Here is a 4,922-nt window from a genome sequence, read left to right as displayed (position 1 = left end):
ACATGGATATCAACATTCCCGATGTGGTAGCTGAGGTGACAGCAGCATTTCAGCGTTACGAAAAAGCCTTGATTAGCAATGACGTTGCTGTTCTTGACGAACTGTTTTGGAAAAGTCCTGAAGTTGTCCGCTATGGGGTGACAGAAAATCTGTACGGTTATGATGCGATCGCCAATTTTCGCAGTAACCGATCGCCCGCTAATTTAGAAAGAGTGTTGCTGAATACAATTGTCACAACTTACGGACGAGATTTCGCCACAGTAAATACAGAGTTTAAGCGACCGCCAACAAGCGATCGCATCGGACGCCAAAGTCAAACCTGGATGAAAACTGAAGAAGGGTGGCGCATCGTTAGCGCCCACGTTTCGTTTTTATTGGTTAATGGTTAATTGTTAATTGTTAATTGCTTACCGACTTTCTGGTATTATTTATTCTGTTACAGGTATTTTACCTGGTAACACTTAGAAATCGTGATGAATCTTTCGGGTTGATGGTGGAAAATGTTTGCGTATGTTACAGATAGCTGGGATGGTGGGTTACGGCACGGGAACTTAATTATCGATCGAAAGTTCAGAAATTATCGCCCGTGCCTAACCCACCCTACGATGAAATAAGTTTTGATTACCACTTTTGACTCTTTTATTTTACCTAGCCCCTAGTCCAAGCGCTCTTTCTTTATTTTGACTTTTGACTTTTGACTTTTGACTTTTGACTTTTGAATGAGTGACTTTCGTAGCCCCTTTTTAAACAGGCAAGAACAATGACATACGCTGTTGGTATCGACTTGGGAACGACAAATTCTGTCGTATCTGTCTTTCGCCGAGGAGTGGTACAAACTATTGCAATTGACGGTCGTTCTACCATGCCTTCTGTAGTTTCTGTGCGAGAAGATGGCAGCATATTGGTGGGGAGTGCCGCAAAATCAAGGTTATTGCTAGACCCTGCGAACACCGTCGCTTCGGCAAAGCGTTTCATGGGAAATCGCCACAAATTCTACAATGTCGCTGGCAAATCTTTATCTCCTGTCGATATTGGCAGTATGGTACTGAAGCGAATTGTGGAAAGTACGCGCATAGCCTTGGGTGAAGAAATCCGCGACGCTGTGATTACGGTTCCTGCTTATTTTACCGACGCGCAAAGAGAAGATACGAGACGCGCTGGCGAACAGGCGGGATTGAACGTATTGCGCCTCATTCCCGAACCTACCGCAGCTGCGATCGCCTACGGTTTAGATAAAGGTAAAGACCAAACTATTATGGTTTACGACCTGGGCGGCGGCACTTTTGATGTGTCAATTTTGCGCGTGCAAGGCAATCGTTTCGAGGTCAAAGGTGTAGGTGGAAATACTAATTTGGGCGGCGATGATTTCGATCGAACTATTATAAATTGGGCTAGCGAACAGTTTAAAATTCAAACGGGAATTGACTTGCAAAGCGATAATAGTCGCTTGGGAATTATCGCGCGGCAACGTCTCAAAGATGCTGCTGAAACTGCTAAAATCGAACTTTCTGTAAGTGATTCTGCTACGATCGCAATTCCTGATTGTTTGGGTCATGCGTTGGAATTGGAACTTTCTATTTCTGAATACAACAATTTAATCGCACCGCTATTGCAACGCACAGTCAATTGTATGAAATCAGTTTTGCAAGATGCGCGTTTGCAACCGGAAGATATCGATCGCGTTATTCTCGTCGGCGGTTCCACCAAAAACCGCGCCGTGAGGGAAATTGTCGCCAGGGAAATCAAAGAACCTTACACAAGCGATCGCGTAGATGAAGTAGTGGCCCACGGTGCTGCGATCGCCGCCGCTAATCTTTCCTTACCCGATGAAGTTTCCCTCGATGTGCTAGATGTCACCGCTCATTCTCTGGGCATTTCCATGCTCAACTACAAGGAAGAGTTAGTTTTCAAGCCGATCGTTCCCCGACAAACCACCTATCCTTGCAAGCGCGGTATTATCGGCTACACAAATCGCCCACTACAAAACGAAATTGACATACCCGTTTTTCGCGGCGAAAATACCGACCCCAACTACAACGATTATCTAGGCATACTTTCCTTACCAGTATCTCCGCCGCAGTCGGAAATTGTGCCTGTTGCCGCTATTTTCGACCTAGATGCTGATGGTATCATCCACTTCACGGCGGTGCAATTGCCACCTGGATCGCAAAGCGCATCTATTATAGAAAACGCCAGAGAAAATAAAGGTCTTGTAGACTTGAATGCGGTAGAAGCTTTAATCAAAAGTGGCGAAGCGCAGACAAAGATGGCGCAAATTAACAGTAAATAATTTACCCATTTCCAAAATTAAAAAATGAGCATAATTCCCAAACACAGTCCCTATATTTTCGGAATCGACCTGGGTACGTCTAACTCTGCGATCGCAGTTTTTATCAAAGGACAAACTGAGATAATTCCGATTGACGGCAATAAAACCCTGCCATCAGTTTTTAGCGTGCGTGCAGATGGGGAAATATTAGTGGGAAAAGCGGCACGCAATCGGTTAATTATCGACCCGGAAAATACGGTTGCCTCCATTAAGCGCGAAATGGGAGGAAATTGGACAAAAGAGTTTAAAGCTTTACCGGGAAAAGTTTACACCCCTATCGATATTACTGCGGAAATTTTATCAAAATTAGTTAATAGTGCCCAACAAGCAGGTACGGTAGATTTGCTGGGTACTCCCCGTGCGGCGGTGATTTGTATTCCCGCCAATTTTGATGACGCCCAGAAAACAGCAACTCTAGAAGCGAGTAAGTTGGCTAATTTGGAAGTGGTCTATTTATTAGAGGAACCGGTAGCTGCTGCTATCGCTTATGCCTTGGAAAAAGAACGCGACCAAACTATTTTAGTTTACGATTTGGGAGGCGGCACTTTCGATGTTTCCATTCTCCAGGTAGACTCAACCAAAAATAATCAAGCTGAGTTTAAAATTTTAGCAAAAGAAGGCGTATCTAAACTGGGTGGAGATGACTTCGATCGACAAATTATGGCAATTGCTGCCTCCAAGTTCAAAGAAATATCAAATATCGATATTTTCGATTTGCAAAAAGACCAGGGAATCTCCGTTAAAGCTTTGCGGTCAGCACAACAAAAACTCAAAGATGTGGCTGAAACTGCTAAGTGGGAACTTACGGAATCTCAAACTGCACAAATTGGCATTCCTAACTTAATCAAAGATGAATCCGGCAATGTCTACAACCTGGATATCGAAATTACCCGCAGCGAATTTAATGACGCTATTCGGGAATTAATTCTGCTTTCCAAAGACGCCGTAGAAACAGCGTTGGCTAGTGCCAAACTAACTATAGAAGATATCGATCGCATCATTTTAGTGGGCGGTTCTACTAAAGTACCGCTGGTGCAAGAAATGCTTACCGAAATGTTTGGCAAACAACCCTATGCGGATACCGATCCGGATACGGTTGTAGCGCGTGGTGCTGCCATTTTTGCTGCCACTTTGAACGTGGAATCAGATGCAGACATAAGTAGGGATGAGTTTGTCAAACCTCCCATCCTGGGAATCCAAAATATTGTGACGCATTTCTTGGGTATTGCCACGCAAGGAGGTAAGTTTAGCTGTTTAATAGAAAAAGGTCTCAAAATTTCACCTAACGAGTCTTTAGCAGTTAGTAAAGAATTTACTACTTCGCGAGATGATATGACTGAATTACGCATTTCTGTCTATCAGTCCGATAAGTGGGTAGAATTTGTGGGTACTGATGAGATCAACTGTATCGGTGAATTTTTCTTAACTGGAATACCGCCGAAACCGCGAGGGGAAGAACGTGTGAAAGTTACTTTTGAAATCGATTCGCAGAACTTACTGAAAGTGAAAGCAACCAGTTCTAGTTCCGTCGGAGGATTGGAAATTAAAAAGTATTGAGTTCGGTATGGAGATTTGGAACAATGGCGCGAAGAGTTAGGATTGAAAATTTAAAAGTTAGAGTGAGGAAGAAAAGATTTGGCAATCGGGATTCTGCTTGGGAGAAGCAATTGCAGGAATTCGATCGCAGAATTTCAGGATTAGAAAATCAGGTTGCTAAAATTCTGGAAATGTTGCAGCAGATAGTGGAGGAGCGGGAGAGCGGGGGAGCGGGGGAGTGGGGGAGTGGGGAAGCGGGGGAGCCGGGGAGTAGGGGAAAAACGAATGACTCATCCCTCGGTGCGGCTGACAAAATGCAGCTGATTGCTAAGTTAGTTGAGGAAGAGGAAAAAAATTGCAAAGTAGATGAGCAACAGCTTAATGATTGCTATATTCAAGCTCAACATTGGGCGCATAGAGGGGTAATGTTGTTTGATGCGATCGCATCTACAGTGCAACTTTGCCAAAACAAGTTATTTCCTGAATATCAGAAAGTGAAAGATGAGTTACCAGTCCCCGTGCAGGAGAAACTGCAAAAAAGACATCAGGGTATAGAAATTATTGGTAGGATGCTGGAAAGAATTGTTGAACCTGCACGAGAACTCTACGAAACTGAAACCCCAAATCGAGAGTTACCCAGAGTTAGCAAGCCAGAATTAATCGATATTTTGAGTAACGAAACAAACCCAGAATCGGCACGTCAAGCAATTGCTAAAAAATTTAAAGAAATTGGCGATCGGCGTTACAAGTGCATTGCCGAAATCAGAGAATTAGCAGAAAGACGCCAGCAGCGCTGGCTAAATTTTGTGGAAAAAAAAGTGCTGCCGATCGTTGACGGAATAGAGAGCGGACAGAGGTATTCTCAGCCGTTAGTGGCTCAGTTGAAAAATGAAAATCCAAATTGGTCAACCAAACTGGATGATTGGTTTAAAATCTATCATAATTTGCACTTAAATCTCTTGCACGCATTAGAGCAAATGGAAGTTTATCCCATGCAAGTGAAAACTAAAACACCGATTGACTATACTCATCACGAACCATTTGATGTGCAAGACGA

4 protein-coding genes are annotated in these 4,922 nt (G+C 43.6%); all 4 read left to right on the top strand.

Annotated elements, in window-relative coordinates; genetic code table 11:
* Positions 1-389, top strand: a 389-nt coding sequence (gene hpxZ / locus H6S82_RS17920) for an oxalurate catabolism protein HpxZ (RefSeq protein ID WP_190475367.1), incomplete at its 5' end; no start/stop codon positions are given.
* 371 nt (positions 390-760) lie between these two features.
* Positions 761-2,290 (top strand): Hsp70 family protein, encoded by a 1,530-nt coding sequence (locus H6S82_RS17915; RefSeq protein WP_190475369.1) that lies wholly within the window; start codon positions 761-763, stop codon positions 2,288-2,290.
* Between the two features lie 24 nt (positions 2,291-2,314).
* A complete protein-coding gene (locus H6S82_RS17910; protein WP_190475371.1) occupies positions 2,315-3,886 on the top strand; it encodes an Hsp70 family protein in 1,572 nt (523 codons plus the stop codon).
* A gap of 23 nt (positions 3,887-3,909) precedes the next feature.
* Positions 3,910-4,922: hypothetical protein (locus H6S82_RS17905; protein WP_191056498.1), on the top strand; the 1,013-nt coding region annotated here is incomplete at its 3' end.

It is taken from the genome of Planktothrix sp. FACHB-1355 (assembly GCF_014748295.1).
Taxonomy (GTDB): domain Bacteria; phylum Cyanobacteriota; class Cyanobacteriia; order Cyanobacteriales; family Aerosakkonemataceae; genus Aerosakkonema; species Aerosakkonema funiforme_A.
The sequence above is the reverse complement of the archived record's forward strand: the minus strand, read 5'-3'. Positions and strand labels throughout refer to the sequence as shown.